An 18,068-nucleotide genomic window follows, 5' to 3' on the forward strand; every position below is an offset into this window, starting at 1 on the left:
CAAAATGTATTTATCCGCCTACTCGTTTAACTTTAAAACCTTTTTCTTTAAGAATATCCATGATTTGATTTCTGTAATCCCCTTGAATAATTATACTATCATTTTTAAAACTTCCACCAACGCTAAGTCGAGTTTTTAGGTCTTTAGCTAATTTCTTAAAGTCTTCATCTGCACCAGTATATCCTTCTAATATAGTAATAGGTTTTCCTTTGCGTTTTTCGTATTTACAGATAATGGGATCTTCTTGCATCCAAATTTGATCCTGTAGGTCATCATTTGAAATTTCTTTTTCCTCTTTATGATCGGGGAATAGATTTTTTAATTGATCTTTTAAATCCATCTATACTATATATTATTTTTTAATTAACCCAATTTCTACTAATCGTTGATGTAAAAAGTCTCCAGCAGTAATATCATCATATTGCTTAGGGTTTTCTTCAGAAATACATTCCTCAAGGCAGTTTAATTTCATATCACTTCTTGGATGCATAAAGAAAGGAATAGAATATCTAGGTTGCCCCCATTGTTCTTTTGGTGGATTTATTACTTTGTGTATTGTTGATCTTAGCTTATTATTGGTATGACGCTCTAGCATATCACCAACGTTAATAACTAATTCATCTTCTTGCGGAATAGCATCGATCCATTCTCCATCTTTACGTTGTACTTGCAACCCTCCTGTAGAGGCACCCATTAAAAGAGTAATTAGATTGATGTCTCCATGAGCACCAGCCCGAACGGCTCCTTTTGGTTCTTCTTTTATTGGGGGGTAATGAATAGGGCGTAATATACTATTACCATTACTCGCCCAATGATCAAAATAATGTTCATCAAGACCAATATATAAAGATAAAGCTCGTAAGACGTAAATACCTGTTTTTTCAAGCATTCTATATGCTTCCATTCCAGTAGCATTAAAATCTTTTAATTCATTTACAGAAACATTAGGAGGATATTCTTCTGTTAAATTTGCATCTGCAGAAGCTTCTTGGCCAAAATGCCAAAATTCTTTAAGGTCACCTTCTTTTTTTCCTTTGGCATGTTCTTTTCCGAATGAAGTATAACCTCGTTGACCACCGAGTCCTTCTATTTCATACTTTTCTTTAGTCTCAAGAGGTAATGCAAAAAAAGCTTTAACTTCATTGTATAAGTTATCTACGAGTTGGTCACTTAAAAAATGATTTTTTAAAGCAACAAAACCAATATCTTCATAGGCTTTTCCTATTTCATTTACGAATTTCTGTTTGCGTGAAGGGTCATCAGCCAAAAAATCAGCTAAATCAACACTTGGTATATTATTCATTTGTTTATTCTTAATATTGAAGAACTAAAAATAAGTGTATTTTGTGTAAAAATACTTTATTGTCTTCAAAAAATTTAACAACAGTTGTTATCAATCAAATTAACTATTTCAGAATCTATAATCCGAAAATAATAGTAAATTTAACTAATTCGTAGAATTGTTTAGGTTAAATTAACAACTACTTAATAATAATCACATACTGCAATAAGTTCTGAAATAAAAATAATTACATTTACGTAACTAACTTTCTCTTATGGAGCATATTTCAAAAGAAAAAATACAATTAGATTTTAATAGACAAGAATATAGCAATGATCAACTAGTATCGCTCTATCAGAAAATGCTTAAACCTAGGTTGATAGAAGAAAAAATGTTGGTATTGCTTAGACAAGGTAAAATTTCTAAATGGTTTAGCGGTATAGGGCAAGAAGCAATATCTGTTGGGGTTACCTCTGCGCTAAATGAAGATGAGTATGTGTTACCAATGCATCGCAATTTGGGTGTATTCACAACAAGAAATATTCCTCTTTATCGTCTTTTTGCACAATGGCAAGGTAAATTAAGTGGATTTACCAAAGGAAGAGATCGCTCGTTTCATTTTGGTACTCAAGAATATAAAACTATAGGGATGATATCTCATTTAGGGCCTCAAATGGGAGTAGCTTGCGGTATTGCCTTGGGTAATTTGTTACGAGAGGATAAAAAGGTTACTGCTGTATTTACAGGAGAAGGAGGTACTAGTGAAGGTGATTTTCATGAAGCACTAAATATTGCGTCAGTATGGGGGTTGCCAGTTTTATTTTGTATTGAGAATAATGGTTATGGGTTGTCGACACCTACCAAAGAACAGTACAATTGTGAAAACCTTGCAGACCGAGGTAAAGGGTACGGTATCGAGTCACATATTATTGATGGTAATAATATTATAGAGGTCTTTGATCAAGTAAATACACTTTGCAAAAGCATGCGATTAAATCCCAGACCAATTTTGCTAGAGTTTAAGACGTTTAGAATGAGAGGTCATGAAGAAGCTAGTGGTACTAAATATGTTCCTAATGAATTGATAGCCGAATGGGCGTTAAAAGATCCGATTGAGAATTATAAGAACTACCTTTTAAATAATGATATTCTTTCAGAAAAAAATGATCAGGAATATCGTGAAAAAATAAAAAAAGAAATTGATTCAAATTGGGAAAAGGCAAATAATGAAACTACTGTTGATGTTGATTTAGATAGGGAACTGGGTGATGTTTTTAGTCCTTTTGAGTATTATAATATTCCGGCATCAAATCAGACTCATGAACTTAGATTAATTGATGCAATTTCAGATAGTCTTGGTGAGTCAATGATGCGTTTTGATAACCTCGTTATTATGGGGCAAGATATTGCAGAATATGGAGGTGTTTTTAAAATAACCGAGGGTTTTGTAAAACAATTTGGAAAACAACGTATTCGTAATACGCCTATTTGTGAGTCTGGAATCGTTTCTACAGGATATGGTCTGGCTATAAATGGAAGTAAGGCTGTAATTGAAATGCAGTTTGCAGATTTTGTGTCTTCAGGATTTAATCCGATAGTTAATTTATTAGCAAAATCTAATTATAGATGGGGGCAATCCGCAGATGTAGTGATCAGAATGCCTTGTGGAGCAGGAGTAGGCGCAGGTCCGTTTCATAGTCAAACTAACGAAGCTTGGTTTACAAAAACTCCAGGACTTAAAATCGTATATCCTGCATTTCCTGTTGATGCAAAAGGGCTTCTTGCCACTGCTATAGAAGATCCTAACCCGGTATTGTTTTTTGAACACAAAGCTTTGTACAGGACTATTCGTCAAGAAGTTCCAAAGGGATATTACAATCTACCTCTGGGAAAAGCTGCTTTAGTTAAAAAAGGGGATGATATTACTATCATTAGTTATGGTGCAGGTATACATTGGGCATTAGAAATACTTGATAAACATCCACAAATCTCTGTTGATCTTTTGGATTTAAGAACATTACAACCTTTAGATGAAACTGCAATTTTTGGATCAATTAATAAAACAGGAAAAGTCATAATTTTACAAGAGGATTCTTTATTTGGTGGTATAGCTTCTGATATTTCTGCATTAATTATGGAAAATTGCTTCACCTCTTTGGATGCTCCGGTCAAGAGAGTAGGAAGTTTAGAGACACCGATCCCTTTTGATAAAAATCTAGAAGAACAGTATTTAGGAAAGCGCAGATTTGAAGAAGAATTATTGAATTTGGTCGCTTACTAATTCTAATTCTAATTTATGAAAACGTTATTGTTAATAAAAAACGCGTTTCTATTTAAAATACTGATTTATAGTATTTTGTGTTCAGTTCTTTGTTCTTGCGCACAACGTTTTGTATATGAAACCAAACGAATTCTAATTAGGGGTAAAATCCCCTTTAACTTATGTTGTTTGTTAGTCATGGAAATCTTAATTTCGCGGCGACTATAATTTATTGTAGTCTTTGGGACTTAAAAACAGGGAGTTAAAATATAATTTATGAATGCTAAACAACTAGAACTACTTAGTTCTTCTAAAATACTTGTGACCGGTGCTGCCGGTTTTATTGGGTCTAATCTTTGTGAAGCACTTTTAGAAATTGGGAGTACTGTAGTAGGTTTTGATAATTTTGCTACTGGTCACAGAAAGAACATAGCAGATCTGCAAGGTAATTTTAGTTTTACCTTTTTAGAAGGTGATATTAGAAACTTGGATGATTGTTTAAATGCTTGTGATAATGTAGATTTTGTTTTACACCAAGCAGCATTAGGATCAGTGCCAAGATCAATTAATGACCCTATTACTTCCAATGATGTAAACGTATGTGGATTTCTTAATATGTTAGTGGCTTCTAGAGATAAAGGAGTAAAACGTTTTATATATGCTGCTAGCTCTTCGACCTATGGCGATTCTAAGGCATTGCCTAAAGTAGAAGAAAAAATAGGAAAACCATTATCACCTTATGCCATAACGAAATATGTAAATGAGTTGTATGCAGATAATTTTAAAAAAACCTATGATCTAGATACTGTAGGACTGCGTTATTTTAATGTTTTTGGACGTAAACAAGATCCAAATGGAGCATATGCAGCCGTAATTCCAAAGTTTGTTATGCAATTTATGAAATATGAATCTCCTATGATTAATGGCGATGGATCATTTTCAAGAGATTTTACATACATTGATAATGTTGTCCAAATGAACCTAAGAGCAATAGTTTCTGATAATTCAGAGGCGTTAAACAATGTTTATAATACTGCTTTTGGAGAGCGTACTACATTAAATGAGTTAACAACATTGTTAAAAGAATATTTGTCTGAGTATGATGCCGATATTGCAAATGTTGATGTAAAATTTGGACCCGAACGTAAGGGAGATGTGCCACATTCATTGGCATCTGTTGATAAAGCAAAAAATCTTCTTGGTTATGCTCCTGAATTTGATATTAAATCAGGTTTAAAAGAAGCAGTAAAATGGTATTGGGAGAACCTTAAATAATCTTTAAATTTCTTATAAAATAAATACGGTTACATGCAGGATATTAAAATTGCCATTATTGGATTAGGATATGTAGGATTACCTCTAGCAAGATTGTTTGCAACTAAATACTCAGTAGTAGGATTCGATATAAATGAAAATAGAATTAACGAATTAAATTCTGGATTAGATGCGACATTAGAAGTAGAAAACGATGTATTAAAAAAAGTTTTGAAAACTTCAGCAAATGATACTATTGGTTTGTTTTGTTCTAATAATTTAGAAGATATAAAAGATTGTAATTATTTTGTTGTTACAGTTCCTACTCCAGTAGATAAAAATAACAGGCCAGACCTTACACCATTATATAAATCTAGTGAAACTGTTGGGCAGGTTTTAAAAAAAGGAGATATTGTAATTTACGAATCTACAGTATATCCTGGGGTAACAGAAGAAGAATGTATACCTGTCCTAGAAAAAGTTAGTGGTTTGACTTTTAATAAAGATTTTTATGCAGGCTACTCTCCTGAACGAATTAATCCAGGAGATAAAAAACATACTGTAGAAAAAATTCTAAAGGTTACAGCGGGGTCAACACCAGAAATAGGAAAAAAAGTTGATGCATTATATGCTTCAGTTATTACGGCAGGTACCCATTTAGCACCTACTATAAAAGTAGCAGAAGCTGCCAAAGTAATAGAAAATTCACAAAGAGATATCAATATAGCATTTGTTAATGAGTTAGCTAAGATTTTTAATCTAATGGATATTGACACAAATGATGTCCTTGAAGCCGCTGGGACTAAGTGGAACTTTCTTCCTTTTAAGCCTGGTCTTGTAGGAGGTCATTGTATAGGTGTAGACCCATATTATTTAGCACAACGTGCTCAAGAATTTGGGTATCATCCAGAGATAATTCTAGCAGGAAGAAGATTAAACGATAGTATGGGGCAATATGTGTCTTCAGAGGTTATTAAATTGATGGTACAGCATGATATTAGAATTAAAGAAGCTAATGTGTTGGTTTTAGGAATCACTTTTAAAGAAAATTGTCCAGATGTTAGAAATACTAGGGCAGTAGATGTTATAGAGAATCTAAAAAGTTATGGTACAAATGTAACTGTCTTTGATCCATGGGCGAATCCAGAAGAGGTAAACCATGAATATAATCTTGATACCACAACCAAATTGCCAAATAAAAAGTTCGATGCGGTTGTTTTAACGGTAGCACATAAAGAATTTTTAGATATTGACCTTCAAGAATTATTAGTACCTAATGGTGTTTTATATGATGTAAAAGGAATTTTAGGAGAAGAGGTACACGGAAGATTATAAATAGACTCTTGTTTATTAAATGAAAAAAGTTTTATTTTTTGTAGAAAGTCTTTCTGGAGGAGGAGCTGAAAAAGTTCTTACAGATCTCGTTGCTAATTTAGATGCATCTAAATATGATATAACCGTATGTTCTTTGGTCAATATAGGAGTGTATAAGGACTACCTATCCAACATTTGTACATATAAAAGTGTTTTGGCTCCAGAAAGTAGTTATAAAACAACATTACAAAAAAAATGGTATGGTCTCAAATATAAACTTATAAGAAAACTACCTCCAAAAACTGCTTATTCCTATTGTTTTAAAGAAAAATTTGATATCGAAATAGCCTTTATAGAAGGTTTTGCTACCAAAATTATTGCTGGTTCTTCAAATTCAAAATCAAAAAAAATAGCCTGGATTCATACAGATTTGCAGGTTAATAATTGGACAGAAACACAGTATAAAAATTTACAAGAAGAAAAAAATGCCTATCTCTGTTATGATCATATTGTGAGTGTAGCAGAGAGCGTACAGAAGGCATTCTCTGAAAAATTTAATATTACAAAAAAACTAATTGTTAAATATAATCCTATAGATAGAGAGAGTATTATTGACAAGGCAAAAGAACAATCATTTAATGAAAATAATAATAAGGTAAGATTAATTACTGTAGGACGTCTCGTACCGCAGAAAGGATATGATCGCTTGTTAGAAGTGATTTTTAAATTGAAATCTGATGGTTTAGATTTTGAATTGTGGATTGTAGGGGAGGGACCAGAAAGGAAAATATTAGAAGATTATATCAAAGAATATAAGTTGCAAGATATTGTAAAACTAAAAGGATTTCAAAAGAATCCATACCCATTTATTAATAATTCAGATGTATTTGTATGCTCTTCACGATCAGAAGGATTTAGTACCGTAGTAACAGAGGCATTGATTTTAGGAAAACCTGTTATTACCACAGATTGTTCTGGGATGAAAGAATTACTAGGAAATGATAATGAATATGGTATCATTACTGAAAATAATACCCAAAGTTTATATGTGGATTTAAAAAAAATACTTGAAGATGAATCATTAAGAACACATTATGCCATAAAAAGTAAAGAAAGAAGTAAAGGTTTTAATATTAAAACTATGGTAAATAATATCGAAGAATTGTTATGAGTTCAAAAATTAAGATAGTATTTATGATTAATAGCCTTTATGGAGGTGGAGCAGAAAAAGTACTCCAAACTTTATTAGGCAAATTAGATAAAGACAAATACGATATCACATTGTATAGTGTTTTAAATAATTCTTTTGATGCATCTATTTATCCTTCAGATGTAACGTATAGAACAATTTATCAAGGGTTTACTAAGAAGAATTTTTTAAATAAACTACTTTTTAAAATGCTTAATAAGTTTATTTCGTTTTCTTATCATAATTTTTCTCCTACTTTGTTTTATAAATGGTTTGTAAAAGGAACTTATGACGTAGAAGTAGCTTTTATAGAGGGATACAGTACAAAAATAATTAGCGGATCTACCAATACTAAATCAAAAAAAATAGCTTGGGTACATATTGATTTAGAAGCCAATCATTGGACAGATATTGCTTATAAAGATTTAAAACAAGAACAAATTTGTTATAAGAAATTTGATCATATAGTAAGCGTTTCCAAAAGTGTTCAAGATGCTTTTTCAAGAAAATTTGATATTACAGATAGACTTACGGTAAGATATAATCCTGTTGATCAAAAAAAGATTATAAATAAATCCAAAGAAAAAATTTCTCTTCCAGAAAAAGAAATTTTACGATTGGTCACAGTAGGAAGACTTGAGGATCAAAAAGGATATGATCGTTTATTAAGTATCGTTAACCGCCTTAATAATGAAGGGTATAAATTTGAACTTTGGATATTAGGAGAAGGAGCGCAAAGAGAGCTATTAGAAACATATATTCAAAAACATAATTTAGATAGTATTGTAACGCTTCATGGATTTCAATCAAACCCATATGCCTTTATTAAAGCTTCAGATATGTTTATTTGTTCTTCTCGTTCAGAAGGTTTTAGTACTGTAGTAACAGAAGCTCTTATTTTAGAAAAACCTATACTAGCAACCAATTGTTCAGGAATGAGTGAATTGCTAGGGGATAATGTGTATGGATTAATTACCGAAAATAATGAAGAGGCTTTGTATTCTGGATTGAAGAAAATTTTGGACGATCAATCACTTATCGAGTTTTATAAAGAGAAAAGTATAAAGCGTAGTAAAGATTTTGATATCGAAGAAACTATTCATCAAATAAAAACTTTATGGGAATGAGTACTCAGGAGCTTCCTTTAATAAGTGTAATTGTACCGATATACAATTCAGAAAAATATCTGGATAGATGTATAGATTCTATATGTAATCAATCATATCACAACTTAGAAGTAATTTTAGTGAATGATGGTTCAAAAGATAAGAGTTTATCTATCTGTGAGAATTTCGCAAAAAAAGACTCTCGGATTCAAATCATAGATATACCTAATGGAGGTGTTTCTAATGCCAGAAACACTGGACTTAAAGCTGCAAAAGGAGAATTTATTCAATTCTTGGATAGTGATGATTTTATGACTCCCAAATATATAGAGGTACTATATAATTGCATAAAAAAGGAAGATGATGTTGACTTTGTAATCTGTGGAATAAAATCTTTAAATAATGAATTACAAGAATTAGGTTATGAAGAAGCAGGAAATCATATAATTGATTTAAAGCACCCTGATGAAGATGTGTTTTTTCAATTATTTGATAAGTTCTTGATGTTTGGACCTGTGAATAAGTTATTTAAAAGAGAGCTTTTACTTGAAAATGATATACTCTTTGATATCTCACTCTCATATGGTGAAGACTTATTATTCAATTTAGAATATTTAAGGTTAATATCTAAGGTGGTTATTACAAATGAAGTATATTGGTGTTATATTCAAGATAATACTAACTCGTTATCAAGTAAAAGATTAGACGATAAATTTCAAATTGTAGAAAGATTACATGCTGAAATTTTAACTTTTTTAAAGACAAAACAAATGGATAGTCTTCGTTTTAAAGCATTACTGCATCAAAGAATGTTTGATTGTGGTTATAATGACTTTGCTGCGATCCCTCGAGATTCATCTTTAAGTTTTAGCGAAAAGAAAAGTAAATTAAAAAAATTATTAAATTCCCCCTCTTTAGTAGAAAGTTACACTTTTATTGAACCAAAAAAATATGCAAACTGGATAGTTTTTTTAATGAAACATAAATTATCCTTGCCTTATTTATTTATTACAAAATTATTATAGATAAAAAATAAAGACGATCAATTAAACAACTTATTATGAACAAGCTTATTATGTACCCACATGGAGGGAGTGGTAACCACGGATGTGAGGCTATTGTAAGATCTACCCTAAACATAATGTCAGAGGCCATGCCAAATACTTTTAAAGAGAATATTTTATTCTCAAGAAGAAAGTATGAAGATGAAAGTGCAGGTCTTGATAAAGAATGTAAAATAATGGAGGAACTTGTTCCTTTAAACTCGAAATTTTCTTCGGACTATATTATCGGTACATTTAAAAGACAACTATTAGGAGATAAAGACTACTTTGATAGAGTAGCGTACCGAAATGTTTTTAAAAATGCAGGCCCAAATACACTTGCATTATCTATTGGGGGTGATAATTATTGTTACGGTTCTCCAGAGCATATTTATTTTATGAATAATCATATTCGTGAAAACGGCGCAAATACTATTTTATGGGGTTGTTCAATAGAGCCTGATGCTATGGATGAGCGAATGGTTAATGATCTAAAACAATACAAATTTGTATATGCAAGAGAGACTATTACCTATAATGCATTATTAGATAAAGGAGTAACAGGAGCAAGACTTTGCCCAGATCCAGCATTTTTGTTAGAAACTCAAAAAATGGATCTTCCAAAAGGTTTTCAAGAAGGAAATACCATAGGAATTAATTTGAGTCCTTTAATTACGAAATACGAAACTAAAGGTGGAGCTGCATTCGAAAATTACACTGAGCTTGTCAATTATTTAATAAATGAAACAGATCATCAAATAGCGCTTATTCCTCATGTAATGTGGGATCATAATGATGATAGAATTCCGTTAAAAAGACTGTATGATAAATTCAAAGATTCAGGTCGATTGGTTTTTGTCGCGGAAGACGATAGTTTAAACTCGATGCAACTTAAGTATGTGATTTCTAAATGTAACATTCTTATTACAGCAAGAACACATGCATCTATTGCAGCATACTCTCAATGTGTTCCTACATTAGTGGTTGGATATTCTGTTAAAGCTAGAGGTATTGCACATGATTTATTTGGAACCCAAGAAGGATATGTTTTTCCGGTACAGTCATTAAAAGAAAAGGACGATCTGATTAAACAGTTCAAATCTTTTGCTGTAAGAGAAAATGATGTTAGAGAACATTTAATTAAAATGATGCCAGAATATAAAGGTAGAGTAGTACCTGCGGCAAGAGAAATAGCAGACCTTATCAAATAATGTTATAGCTCATTTATGTTATTTAACTCTATAGATTTTTTCATTTTTTTGATAATTTCCTTTGCGTTATATTGGGGGATTTTTGTTAAAAAAATAGCATCTCAGAATATATATCTTTTGGTCATTAGCTATGTTTTTTATGGCTGGTGGGATTGGCGATTTCTGTTTCTTATAGCATTTAGTTCTTTTATAGATTATACCAGTGGATTAAAAATATCTAGAAGTACTTCTCAAAAGGAAAAAAAGAGATGGTTGGGCCTAAGTTTATTGGTCAACCTTGGTTTTTTAGGATTCTTTAAATACTTTAATTTCTTTGCAGATTCATTCTCAGAAGCATTTAACAGTATAGGATATCAATTTGATACATTAACTCTGGATATTATACTGCCTGTAGGTATATCTTTTTATACATTTCAGACAATGAGTTATTCGATAGATGTTTACAGAGGAAAGTTAGAGCCTTGTAAAGACCCTGTCATGTTTTTTGCGTTTGTAAGTTTTTTTCCACAATTAGTAGCTGGTCCGATTGAGAGAGCAACTAATTTACTTCCACAGTTTTATGAAAAAAGAAGATTTGACTATAATAAAGCCATTTCAGGGTTAAAACTAATTCTTTGGGGATTGTTTAAAAAAGTAGTAATCGCAGACTACTGTTCTATTGTTGTTAATAGTGTTTTTGAGAACTATCAAGATGTATCTTCTAGTGCTTTAATTTTAGGAGCTGTATGTTTTGCATTCCAGATTTATGGAGATTTTTCAGGCTACTCGGATATTGCTATTGGTACCGCTAGGTTGTTTGGGTTTGATTTAATGACCAATTTTAAAATGCCATATTTTGCGAGAGATATTGCAGAATTCTGGAGAAAATGGCATATATCTTTATCTACATGGTTTAGAGATTATCTTTACATACCACTTGGAGGAAGTAAATTTGGGAAATGGATTACACTTCGAAATATAGCAGCTATATTTCTGGTAAGTGGCTTTTGGCATGGTGCTAACTGGACTTTCATTGTATGGGGAGCTATTCATGCAGTGCTTTATATACCATTGTTTTTGTTTAACCTAAACAGAAATAACCTTGATGACCAAACAGGGTTACTGCCCTCTTTTAAGAATATGTTTTCTATGGCGTATACGTTTGTTAGTGTTACCATAGCTTGGGTGTTTTTTAGAGCAGAAACTGTAGGTAGTGCCTTTGAGTATATAGGATATATGTTTACAAAATCATTTGGTGAAATAGGTGTTGTGGGAGAAGCAACATACAATATGTGGTTTATCTGGATAGGACTTTTAATTGGATTAGAGTGGTTAAGTAAAAATGATCAAAATCCGTTTTTACTAATTAAAAAATATAAAGTTGCACTGCCAATACGGTATGTGATTTATATACTATTCATCATTTTGGTATTTACAAAGTATATGGAAAATCAACAAACAGAATTTATTTATTTTCAGTTTTAATATGAAGTTGTTTTTAAAAAAAATAGCAGTTTTTGCCTTATATACCGGTGTATTTATTATCGTTATATCACTAGCTAATGGCTATATCCTTAAAAAGGCTGTTAAAAAAGCAATTAATTTAAGTACTACTGAAACTTTAATTTTGGGAGATTCTCATCTAGAAGTTGCTTTAGATCCTAACAAGTTTAATAATGCTTACAATATTGCCAATTCATCAGAACCCTATAGCTTAACATATTATAAACTAAAGTATTTATTAGAAAATAAGAATAATATAAAAGACGTTTTATTAGGTTTTTCATATCATAATTTTCAAGTTGGACAAGATAGCATTACTCTAGATGCTAGTAATACTAATTATACAACTTTTGTAACACGTTATGCGCTTTTTGAAATAGATGACACTCCTTCTCAAGATTTTGAAACATCAGAGTTTTATACCTATAATTTTTTAGTTTGGAAATTAGGGTTTCCGAGCTTTAAAACGATGAAACTTAATCTTAAATATCTTCGAGGGAAAATTAGTATTCATGACCTACCTTTTGTGGGTAGCTACAAAAGGTATGGTAGAATCACGGCAAAGGAGAATGATATAATTATTAAGAATGCTTGTATGAAGTATGGAAGACAAGAAAAAAACTCTAAGGTACAAACTGCTTATCTTTTTAAAATAAAAGATATGCTTTCTAAAAGAAATATTAAGCTACATCTGATAGCCTCTCCTTTAGAAACAAATTACAAGAATTGTGTTAATACTAAAATGCTTAACGAATTCGAAGGCTTAAAAAAAGAGTTAGTACAACATCAAGTTTTGGTATATGATTATACAGAATTAGCACTTGATAAAAACTATTATAAAGACCCCCATCATTTAAGTGGTATTGGATCTGATTATTTTTCGGATTTAATATCAAAAGAAATATTTGGAAAATAGATTAAAGAATAATTAATGATTATGATATATATTATTTGTGGTTTCTTTGTGTTAATATCTCTATTGCTTATAACAATAGTAGGAGTAGATGTATTCTTGTATTATCGTAGTGTTTTTTATCGAATAAAAATAGGAAGATGGACAGATCGCTCCAATTGGCTTAAAAATATACAGGCAGTTAATCTTAAATGGTTAAAGAAAACGCCTACGGTTAAATTAACCGATAATGAGCGGTATGTTGTTAAGGATATGATCAAAGGACTTTATAGAAGCACGACGATCCAATCATGGCAAGAAGCAGGAGTATTATTTGGAGCCTTATTAACAGATAATGCAGAAGAACAAACAAAATATTTTATTGACGCTAGAATCGATAAAAATACAAGGAAATGGAAAAATATTCCACAACATGTAGATGGTGCAATATTAGCCTATGCACTCACTAAGACTACAGAAAATGCTATAGAACTTAAACCTGCTTTAGATGAAATTATTACATTAATCGAAAACTGTAAAGGTGATGACGGAACGGTTTTTTATAGAGATTTTATTCCAGACATTAGATTTGTAGATACGATAGGTTTTATTTGTCCTTTCCTTACTTTTTATGGTAAAAATTTTGATGAACCAAAGTATATTGACCTTGCCATATTACAAATCAAGTCTTATGTAGAAAAAGCACTACTTAAAAAACCTTTTTTACCAGCACATGCTTTTGAGATTAAAAAAAATATGCCCTTGGGTATTTATGGTTGGGGTAGAGGTTCTGGTTGGTTTATTATTGGGCTTATAGATACATACGCAGAATTGCCAGAAGACCATGTTGATAGAGAATATATCAAAGAATTGATTCTTAAAACTGCAGCAGATTTAATTAATTTCCAGAAACCAAATGGCAGCTTCCATTCTGTATTAAGTATTCAAACCAGACATGACTCGTCGATAACAACACTCGCTGGGCTGTTGTTTCTAACTACTTACAAGATAACAGGAGAAGAGAAATACTATAAAGCAGCGGATAATTGTGTTACAAGCCTTATGAAAGTTACCAGAAGAGATGGAGTTGTAGACTTTTGTCAAGGAGATACCAAAGGAATTGGGGTTTATGCAGAAACATTTGATCTAATGCCATTTGTACAAGGACTAGTAATTCGTTTAACAACCGAATTAGAGAATACAACAAAAAAATAGAGAAAGTTAATCAACTAATTGATATTTTATGAATACTGATTCTCGAACAATGAATTCAATCCGCAATATAGGCGCTGGCTTTGTAGGCCAGTTACTACAAGCTGTGGTTGGATTTGTGAGCAGAACAGTTTTTATAAACTACTTAGCCGTTGAGTATTTAGGAATAAATGGACTTTTTAGTAGTATACTTTCGATATTAAGTTTAACAGAGTTAGGTATAGGAACGGCTTTTGTTTACTCTTTATACAAACCTCTTGCAGAGAAAAACAAGCAGGCTATTGCAACCATAATGAGGTTGTATAAAAAGGTATACGTAAGTATTGGACTAGCGGTTTTTATTATTGGATTATGTGTCATTCCTTTTTTAAATCAAATTGTTGAAGAAAAACCTGTTACTGTTGTAGAGGATTTATCACTGCTTTATTTGTTTTTTCTATTTAATACAGCATCTACTTACTTTTTTTCGTACAAAACAGCTTTGCTTAATGCAGACCAACGTAACTATGTAGTTGCTGTTAATTATGCAGCATTTTATATAGTTCAAAATATTATACAGATTATTGTATTAGTAGTTTCCCAGAATTTTATTTATTACTTGGTTACTCAGCTTATTTTACAATTTTTAGGTAACGTTACTATATCTTTTATAGTAGATAAAATGTATCCGTTTTTAAAAGAATTTAAAAAGGAAAAGATTGATAAAGTTATTAAATCACAAATCATTTCTAATGCAAAAGCAACATTTTTAATTAGAGTTGGTGGTGTTATGGTCAACAATACCGATAATATTATTATTAATTATTTTTCGGGATTGGTATTATTAGGATATATGTCTAATTATACAATGCTTATAGGCCTTTTGTCAACATTTATATCTCAGGTTTTTACAAATATCTCTGCAAGTATTGCACAAGTAAATGCTATAGAAAGTCAAGAAAAACAATACGAGATTTTTAATATGGTAAATCTCGCAAATTTTTGGATTTATGGTTTTTGTAGTATTTGTATAATTATCCTAATGAATGATTTTATTACACTATGGGTTGGTGAAGATTTTACGCTACCGCTATCTATAGCAGTAATGTTGGCTATTAATTTTTTTATGGTAGGAATGCAAAATGCTATTTGGACGTTTAAAACTACCTATGGGTATTTTAATGAAGGAAAGTATTTAGTGATTTTAACAGCGATCCTTAATCTAGCTTTTTCGTTTACACTGGGCCACTGGTATGGATTGTTAGGGATCTTATTGGCAACTGCTTTATCTAGATTAGTTACTAATTTTTGGTATGATCCATATATTGTATTTAAACTGGGGTTAAAAATACCCCCTATTGTATATTTAAAGAAGTTTTTAATATACATTGGCGTGATTAGTTTTGCTGGTGCACTAACATATTATCTAGCTCTTTTTTGTGACTTTTCAATTTTGATCAATTTAATAGTTAAAGCAATTCTTTGCTTACTAATTCCTAATCTTATAATCATACTATTTTATAGAAAAACTCCAGAGTTTGCAAAAGTTACGCAGACATTCATGGCATCATATTATTCGATAACAAAGAAAATTAAGAAGAACTGATTTTGAAGACGATACTATACATAACCAATCAAATATGTGGATCAGGTGGACTAGAAAGAGTATTGTCTATCAAAGCTAGTTATTTAGCAGATCATTACGGGTATAAGGTGCATATTCTAACATTAAATCAAGGAGATGAAGCACTTTTTTACGATTTTAGTACTAAACTACAGTATCATGACATTGCTGTTGTGGGCAATCCAATCAAATATTTAAGCACATACAAGAAAAAAATTAATGCGATTGTTGAAGAGGTAAATCCAGACGTGATTTTAGTATGTGATGATGGACTGAAAGGATTCTTTTTGCCGCTTCTTATAAAAAACCCTTGCCCTAAAGTATATGAAAGACATGTGTCTAAAAATGTAGCGTTACAAAGTGAATCGGCATCTTTTATTAAAAAACTTTCAGTTAAACTAAAAAATACTTTAATGAATAGTTTAGCCAAGAGATTTGATAAATTCGTTGTATTAACTAATGGTAATATCAATGATTGGAATCTAAAAAACCTCGAAGTTATTCCTAATCCACTCTCTTTTTATCCAGAAAAGAATATTAGTAACTTGAGCAATAAAAAAGTATTAGCAGTAGGCAAGCAATGTTACCAAAAAGGATATGATCGATTGCTAAAATCATGGGAAATAGTGAATAAGACATATCCAGATTGGCAATTAGATATCTACGGAAAAATAGAACCTTCTGAAAAATTAGAGGAATTGGCTGATTCCTTAAAAATAAGCGAAAGCGTATCGTTTTTTCCTCCTACAAAGACTATAGAAAAACAATACCAAGAGGCATCAGTTTATGTTATGCCGTCAAGATATGAAGGTTTTGGAATGGTTTTGATAGAAGCAATGGCATATGGCGTACCTTGTGTATCATTTGATTGTCCATTTGGCCCATCTGATATTATTTCAGATAATAAAAACGGAATATTAGTAGAAAATGGGGATATTAAAGGATTAGCAAAAGGCATAGAATCGTTAATAAATGATAGTGATAAAAGGAAAAAAATGGGAGAAAATGCTAGAAAAGATATAGAGAAATATCTTCCAGAGAAGATAGCGAAACAATGGGATGAATTATTTACTAATTTGATTAAGAATAAGTAAAATGAAAATAGTTTTCATTATTGATCAGGTGTATTTGCATGGTGGAATTGAAAGAGTTCTTTCTATTAAAGCAAACTACCTGGCTATGAACGAAAACAATGATGTTCATATCATTACTACAGAACAAAAAGATAAAGAATCTTGTTATTTTTTTGAAGATACAATTGCGTTTTATGATCTTAATGTAAATTATAACAGACGAAAATCATATTTTCACCCAGTCAATTTAAAAAAAGTCCCTGGTCATATAAAGAGATTAAAATCAAAGATTAAAAAAATCAATCCAGAGGTAGTTGTTGTATGTAGTCATAGTACGGATACTTATTTTATTCCGTTTATCAATAAAAAAATCCCAAAGGTTAAAGAGTTTCATTACTCAAAATCAATAGAATTAGTACATCGGGAGAATCCACGAAATTTACAAAAAAAGTACTTTTTAAAATTTGCAGATTTTGTAGAGCGTAAATACGACAAGTTAGTGGTTTTAAATAAGGACGAGGTTGGATATTATAAATCAAATAATACAACTGTTATTCCTAACCCACTAACGTTTTACCCTAAAACAATTTCGGCATTATCTAATAAAGTTGTTATTGCTGCAGGAAGAATAGCACACGTAAAAGGATATGATCTGTTGATTGATATATGGTCTATCTTTTTTCAAAAGAATAAAGATTGGCAATTGCATATTTATGGAGAAGGTGAGCCGGATTATGTGCAAATGTTAAAAAACAAAATTAAGGGTTATGGTTTGCAAGAGGTTGTGGTATTAAAAGGTTCTACCGATAAAATACAAGAAAAAATGTTAGCATCTTCTATTTTTGCAATGAGTTCCCATAATGAATGTTTTCCTCTTGTATTATTAGAAGCTCAGGCTTGTGGTTTACCTATTGTTTCTTTCGACTGCCCTAATGGTCCCCGAAATATTATTAATGAAGAGAATGGTATATTAATACCTATATATAACAATGTAGTCTTTGCAGATCAATTACAAATACTGATAGATGATGATGAACGGTTAAAAGAAATGGGGAAGAAGGCACGGGAGAATGCTGCTAAGTATAAATTAGATGAAGTAATGAATCTTTGGGAAAAGATGTTTACAGAAATAAAAACAAAATAAAAT

At 31.1% G+C, this 18,068-nt stretch carries 15 protein-coding genes; 13 read left to right on the forward strand and 2 right to left on the reverse strand.

Annotated elements, in window-relative coordinates:
- Positions 1 to 10 precede the first annotated feature (10 nt).
- Positions 11 to 340 (reverse strand): translation initiation factor, encoded by a 330-nt coding sequence (locus tag AWE51_RS02670; protein ID WP_066309077.1) that lies wholly within the window; start codon positions 338 to 340, stop codon positions 11 to 13.
- A 12-nt stretch (positions 341 to 352) separates the two neighbouring features.
- On the reverse strand, positions 353 to 1,303 hold the full coding sequence (locus AWE51_RS02675) for an isopenicillin N synthase family dioxygenase (protein WP_066309079.1): 951 nt from the start codon (positions 1,301 to 1,303) through the stop codon (positions 353 to 355).
- A 253-nt stretch (positions 1,304 to 1,556) separates the two neighbouring features.
- Between AWE51_RS02675 and AWE51_RS02680 the strand changes: the two genes are divergently transcribed.
- The 13 genes from AWE51_RS02680 to AWE51_RS02740 all read left to right on the forward strand — a co-directional run bounded on the left by AWE51_RS02680 (position 1,557) and on the right by AWE51_RS02740 (position 18,065).
- Positions 1,557 to 3,563 (forward strand): alpha-ketoacid dehydrogenase subunit alpha/beta, encoded by a 2,007-nt coding sequence (locus AWE51_RS02680; RefSeq protein WP_066309080.1) that lies wholly within the window; start codon positions 1,557 to 1,559, stop codon positions 3,561 to 3,563.
- Between the two features lie 255 nt (positions 3,564 to 3,818).
- Positions 3,819 to 4,817: an SDR family oxidoreductase gene (locus AWE51_RS02685; protein WP_066309082.1), complete on the forward strand. Its 999-nt coding sequence runs from the start codon at positions 3,819 to 3,821 to the stop codon at positions 4,815 to 4,817.
- A 33-nt stretch (positions 4,818 to 4,850) separates the two neighbouring features.
- The gene (locus AWE51_RS02690) at positions 4,851 to 6,131 is read left to right on the forward strand and encodes a nucleotide sugar dehydrogenase (RefSeq protein WP_066309083.1); all 1,281 of its coding nucleotides are present in this window, start codon (positions 4,851 to 4,853) and stop codon (positions 6,129 to 6,131) included.
- A 19-nt stretch (positions 6,132 to 6,150) separates the two neighbouring features.
- Positions 6,151 to 7,281 carry a glycosyltransferase gene (locus AWE51_RS02695; protein ID WP_066309086.1) on the forward strand — a complete coding sequence of 377 codons (1,131 nt, stop codon included), beginning with the start codon at positions 6,151 to 6,153 and terminating at the stop codon, positions 7,279 to 7,281.
- A 23-nt stretch (positions 7,282 to 7,304) separates the two neighbouring features.
- Complete coding sequence (locus AWE51_RS02700) at positions 7,305 to 8,426, forward strand: glycosyltransferase (RefSeq protein ID WP_157766006.1); 1,122 nt, start codon at positions 7,305 to 7,307, stop codon at positions 8,424 to 8,426.
- On the forward strand, positions 8,423 to 9,430 hold the full coding sequence (locus AWE51_RS02705) for a glycosyltransferase family 2 protein (RefSeq protein ID WP_066309090.1): 1,008 nt from the start codon (positions 8,423 to 8,425) through the stop codon (positions 9,428 to 9,430). The genes AWE51_RS02700 and AWE51_RS02705 overlap by 4 nt, the downstream gene beginning before the upstream one ends.
- 35 nt (positions 9,431 to 9,465) lie before the next feature.
- The gene (locus AWE51_RS02710) at positions 9,466 to 10,659 is read left to right on the forward strand and encodes a polysaccharide pyruvyl transferase family protein (RefSeq protein ID WP_066309092.1); all 1,194 of its coding nucleotides are present in this window, start codon (positions 9,466 to 9,468) and stop codon (positions 10,657 to 10,659) included.
- A 117-nt stretch (positions 10,660 to 10,776) separates the two neighbouring features.
- On the forward strand, positions 10,777 to 12,123 hold the full coding sequence (locus AWE51_RS02715) for an MBOAT family O-acyltransferase (protein WP_317041813.1): 1,347 nt from the start codon (positions 10,777 to 10,779) through the stop codon (positions 12,121 to 12,123).
- 1 nt (position 12,124) lies between these two features.
- Positions 12,125 to 13,057 carry a hypothetical protein gene (locus AWE51_RS02720; RefSeq protein WP_066309099.1) on the forward strand — a complete coding sequence of 311 codons (933 nt, stop codon included), beginning with the start codon at positions 12,125 to 12,127 and terminating at the stop codon, positions 13,055 to 13,057.
- A 21-nt stretch (positions 13,058 to 13,078) separates the two neighbouring features.
- Positions 13,079 to 14,248 carry a glycoside hydrolase family 88 protein gene (locus AWE51_RS02725; protein WP_066310930.1) on the forward strand — a complete coding sequence of 390 codons (1,170 nt, stop codon included), beginning with the start codon at positions 13,079 to 13,081 and terminating at the stop codon, positions 14,246 to 14,248.
- 28 nt (positions 14,249 to 14,276) lie between these two features.
- Positions 14,277 to 15,830 (forward strand): lipopolysaccharide biosynthesis protein, encoded by a 1,554-nt coding sequence (locus AWE51_RS02730; protein WP_082832287.1) that lies wholly within the window; start codon positions 14,277 to 14,279, stop codon positions 15,828 to 15,830.
- 2 nt (positions 15,831 to 15,832) lie between these two features.
- On the forward strand, positions 15,833 to 16,942 hold the full coding sequence (locus AWE51_RS02735; protein WP_066309101.1) for a glycosyltransferase family 4 protein: 1,110 nt from the start codon (positions 15,833 to 15,835) through the stop codon (positions 16,940 to 16,942).
- A 1-nt stretch (position 16,943) separates the two neighbouring features.
- Positions 16,944 to 18,065 (forward strand): glycosyltransferase family 4 protein, encoded by a 1,122-nt coding sequence (locus AWE51_RS02740; protein ID WP_066309103.1) that lies wholly within the window; start codon positions 16,944 to 16,946, stop codon positions 18,063 to 18,065.
- Positions 18,066 to 18,068: the final 3 nt, after the last annotated feature.

It is taken from the genome of Aquimarina aggregata (assembly GCF_001632745.1).
In the GTDB taxonomy this organism is placed as follows: Bacteria; Bacteroidota; Bacteroidia; order Flavobacteriales; family Flavobacteriaceae; genus Aquimarina; species Aquimarina aggregata.

Excerpts from the sequence above, each read along its gene's own strand:
- AWE51_RS02670 (WP_066309077.1), bottom strand. The coding sequence starts at position 340 with ATGGATTTAAAAGATCAATTAAAAAATCTATTCCCCGATCATAAAGAG.
- AWE51_RS02675 (WP_066309079.1), bottom strand. The coding sequence starts at position 1,303 with ATGAATAATATACCAAGTGTTGATTTAGCTGATTTTTTGGCTGATGAC.
- AWE51_RS02680 (WP_066309080.1), top strand. The coding sequence starts at position 1,557 with ATGGAGCATATTTCAAAAGAAAAAATACAATTAGATTTTAATAGACAA.
- AWE51_RS02685 (WP_066309082.1), top strand. The coding sequence starts at position 3,819 with ATGAATGCTAAACAACTAGAACTACTTAGTTCTTCTAAAATACTTGTG.
- AWE51_RS02690 (WP_066309083.1), top strand. The coding sequence starts at position 4,851 with ATGCAGGATATTAAAATTGCCATTATTGGATTAGGATATGTAGGATTA.
- AWE51_RS02695 (WP_066309086.1), top strand. The coding sequence starts at position 6,151 with ATGAAAAAAGTTTTATTTTTTGTAGAAAGTCTTTCTGGAGGAGGAGCT.
- AWE51_RS02700 (WP_157766006.1), top strand. The coding sequence starts at position 7,305 with ATGATTAATAGCCTTTATGGAGGTGGAGCAGAAAAAGTACTCCAAACT.
- AWE51_RS02705 (WP_066309090.1), top strand. The coding sequence starts at position 8,423 with ATGAGTACTCAGGAGCTTCCTTTAATAAGTGTAATTGTACCGATATAC.
- AWE51_RS02710 (WP_066309092.1), top strand. The coding sequence starts at position 9,466 with ATGAACAAGCTTATTATGTACCCACATGGAGGGAGTGGTAACCACGGA.
- AWE51_RS02720 (WP_066309099.1), top strand. The coding sequence starts at position 12,125 with ATGAAGTTGTTTTTAAAAAAAATAGCAGTTTTTGCCTTATATACCGGT.
- AWE51_RS02725 (WP_066310930.1), top strand. The coding sequence starts at position 13,079 with ATGATATATATTATTTGTGGTTTCTTTGTGTTAATATCTCTATTGCTT.
- AWE51_RS02730 (WP_082832287.1), top strand. The coding sequence starts at position 14,277 with ATGAATACTGATTCTCGAACAATGAATTCAATCCGCAATATAGGCGCT.
- AWE51_RS02740 (WP_066309103.1), top strand. The coding sequence starts at position 16,944 with ATGAAAATAGTTTTCATTATTGATCAGGTGTATTTGCATGGTGGAATT.